Here is a 3,338-nt window from a genome sequence, read left to right on the forward strand (position 1 = left end):
CGAGTTCTTCGGTGACGGACAGGTCCTTGATGGCGAGGGTGGTAGTCATGGCAGTTCTCCTTGGGAGCGATTGTGACGGACAGGTCCTTGATGGCGAGGGTGGTAGTCATGGCAGTTCTCCTTGGGAGCGATTGGGACTTGGGGTTCGGTTGGTTCGAGCATTGTTTCTGCGCTCGGGAGGTACAAACGCATGGAGTGTGCCAAGGCGGGGCAGGTCAGCGTGAATCGCCCGCAAAGGCAGGCTGGGCTTGGGATCGATTTTTTTCGGGTACGAAAAATGGCGTCAAAGCCTGGCGCGTGCGGGCCTGGATCTGGCGGGTGCAAACCAACACAACAACACCGGGTGTCTGCTATTACGAGACACGCTGGGCCCGTGCATCGGAGGCGGACCGCACGTGCGCCTTGTAAGAGGCTCATTGGCCTCTCGCAGGAAGGCCTGATCCGTAGCGTGCCAACGGATGCCACGGCAGCCAAGGCCGACCGAATACCGGACGGAGAACGGCGCCATGGTAAAGGCCCAACATCAACCATGCCGGAGGCAGCATGCAGGAAGAGTTCGGGTACAAGGATGCGGCCGGTCGATGGGTCGCGGGGTTCGGGTCCCGTCGCGATGCCATTTCGGCGGCAGCGCAGATGGGCATGACGCAGGTGGTTACCGCGGGCTTTAGCCCTGAGCCTCCGTCCTACTTCGCGCGGTTCGAAGCGACGAGGATTATCGAGCGGATGCTCTCTGGCATGGCCTTGGGCGAACACGAGGGCAAATTGATTGGCAGCGAGCAAGCCCAAGATGTGCTCGCCCCCATTCTCGCGGCAGCGATCGGTGATGGCTTTCCCGGCCGCGAGTCCCCAGAGTCATGGAAACTTCAACTGGATCTCATGGATCGGCTGGAAGCCGCGGTTGCCGCATGGCTGGAAGAGAATCACCTGGAGTTCGCGCCGCCTAAAGTCGTGGTGTACGGGTCGGAGCAACTCCACGTCACCGGCACGAATCTGGATGTACCGCTTCGGTAGGCCTTTTGGGGGTAGCTTTGATTTCGGCGCCATTTACGACGGTTCGCAAGCCCAGCAGCGATGCGATGTTGAAAACGACAGCAATCGAGAGCATGAAAGGCTAGCACCTCTGTTAGTCGCCGCGGTGGTCGAATAGGGCGATAATGGCGCTTCAGGCCACCCCTCAGCTTGATCATGAAAATCCTGTTTCTTGTGCGGCATGCCAAATCGAGTCGCGACGATCCGTCCTTGCCCGACCGGCAGCGACAGTTAGACAATCGCGGCCGCAATGACGCGTCCAAGATGGGCAAACGCCTGACTGATCGCGGCGTCGATCCCGATCTACTCATGTCGAGCCCGGCGCTGCGTGCGCTGACCACGGCGCAACTCATCGCCGATGAGATCGGCTACAAGCGCAAGGACATCGTCGTCGATGAGCGCCTCTATGCCAGCAGCTCGGACAACTTGCTCACCATGATCTGCGCACTCGACGACAGGCTGGACCGCGTGATGCTCTTCGGCCACAATCCCGAGTTCACCGACCTCGCACATCGGCTATCGAGCGCGATCATAGACATGCCCACATGCGCAATCGCGGAGTTTTGCTTCGACGCAAAGGCGTGGGCGGATGTCGCGGAGATCGGCCCGGCGAAGGTGAGGATGGACGCACCGAAGAGATAGTGCAGGCATTCGCCAATGCGCAGCGCCAGGCCCAGCTTCATCGGCCCCGCTACACGGCTTGAAAAGGCGGCAGTGTGTACACTACCGTCCTACATTTTTTGTTTGGCCCATGAAGATCACTATCAACGAAGAGCTCCGTGCCTATATCGATCCACTTACAGAAGACGAATACGCAGCATTAGAACGCAGCTTGCTCTCGGAAGGGTGCCGCGATGCGCTGGTGTTGTGGGGCGATCTCCTGGTGGACGGACACAACCGCTACAGCATCTGCCACGAGCACGGAATCCCTTTCAATACGGTACAAAACCAGACGTTCCAGTCKATGGAMGAYGTGCACCTGTGGATGATCGACAATCACCTCGGGCGGCGCAGCGTATCAGATTTCCAACGAGGGGTACTTGCCCTGCGGAAGAAGGGAATCGTATCCGCGCGTCTGGCGCAAACGCAAGCGCAGCATGCAAAACCTGCCGGGACCGAAGTCGCCACGCAATCCGGGGCCGATCCGGTGTTGACTCGCGAGGCTGTTGCGCGCGCAGCACGGGTGAGCAGTGCGACGCTTGGTCAGATCGAGAAAATCCAGAAGACGGCTGCGCCCGAGTTGGTCAGCGCAGTAAAAGCGGGCGTAATTTCCATTAATGCCGCGGCTGCCGTAGCCTCCTTGCCTGGCGAGAAGCAAGTAGCGGCTGTTGCTGGAGGCAAGAAGGAACTGCGCCAGGTGGCGAGACAGGTGCGCGAGGCCCGCGTGCCACCCAAGCCTGAACTGGCGCCACCGCCCAGCGACGCCACACCCGATCAACTTGCAATTCATCGCCTGACGGTATTGGTTGCACAGCTCACAGAAGAGCGCGATCAGTTGAAAAAGAAGGTGCAGCACTTGACCGTTGCACTCGCAGAGACCCGCGGTGGTCAATAGAGCGGGCGGAGAAGGGCAGGGCTGCCGAGCAGGCGATCGAACGACTACACGGACTGCCGGCGTCCAAGCCGGTCATCAGTGACGACATCGGGCTGTGGCTGGCACCGCGCGCAGTGGCTGCGCTGCGGTCTCAGGGCATCGGCGTGCTGGCGGCCCTGACAGTACGCGTGCCGCGCCGACGCCGCTGGTGGGTGGCCATTCCGGGCCTGGGCGCGGCCGGGCCCGGCGGATTGAAGCGTTCTTCGCCCAGCACCCACAACCGACCGAGCGCGTCCGCGCGCTGATCCCGCGGGAGTGTACCGAGGGAACAATTACGTCATGCCGCTTGAAGGCGACGGGTCGCAGGGGCAGTTTCGCGCGCCGTGCCAGACCTGCACCCTCAATGCGGACAGCGACTACGCGGCCATCCACGGCTGGTTGGCGCTGCAGCAGTCGGCGGCGACCCTGCGCGCCTATCGCAAGGAAGCGAAACGCCTGATCCTTTGGGCGCATCATTGAGCGGGGGCGGCCGTTGTCCTCACTCACCACGGAGGATGCGACAGCCTATCGCAGATTCCTGCGACGACCAACGCCCCGAGAGCGCAGGGTGCTTTTCTTGCTGGAAGCCGCGCCGGTATTGGCTGGCAGCCCCGTAGATAGGATTTAACATAACACGTATTATGTGCTCTGTTGGTATGTTCTGAAGTGTTGCGTGTGGGACGGCACGGAGACTTCAGATACCGCAACGGAAAAGTGCTTTTATGGTATCTTTCGC

3 protein-coding genes and 1 pseudogene are annotated in these 3,338 nt (G+C 60.9%); all 4 read left to right on the plus strand.

All coding sequences use genetic code 11. The features are described 5' to 3' along the window. Positions 1-543: 543 nt before the first annotated feature. Positions 544-1,011, plus strand: a complete 468-nt coding sequence (locus AC1DKD_RS40105) for a hypothetical protein (protein WP_441637644.1) — start codon at positions 544-546, stop codon at positions 1,009-1,011. A 174-nt stretch (positions 1,012-1,185) separates the two neighbouring features. Beyond that, positions 1,186-1,671 (plus strand): SixA phosphatase family protein, encoded by a 486-nt coding sequence (locus AC1DKD_RS40110; RefSeq protein WP_441637646.1) that lies wholly within the window; start codon positions 1,186-1,188, stop codon positions 1,669-1,671. Between the two features lie 109 nt (positions 1,672-1,780). After that, a complete protein-coding gene (locus AC1DKD_RS40115; protein WP_477144639.1) occupies positions 1,781-2,584 on the plus strand; it encodes a ParB N-terminal domain-containing protein in 804 nt (267 codons plus the stop codon). A gap of 20 nt (positions 2,585-2,604) precedes the next feature. Then, positions 2,605-3,173 (plus strand): annotated as a pseudogene (locus AC1DKD_RS40120) (phage integrase family protein); the annotation flags it as partial. Positions 3,174-3,338: the final 165 nt, after the last annotated feature.

This window comes from Cupriavidus sp. 05T313 (assembly GCF_056396665.1).

What these genes read in the sequence shown, in the direction of transcription:
- AC1DKD_RS40105 (WP_441637644.1), top strand. Translation starts at nt 544, where the DNA reads ATGCAGGAAGAGTTCGGGTACAAGGATGCGGCCGGTCGATGGGTCGCG.
- AC1DKD_RS40110 (WP_441637646.1), top strand. Translation starts at nt 1,186, where the DNA reads ATGAAAATCCTGTTTCTTGTGCGGCATGCCAAATCGAGTCGCGACGAT.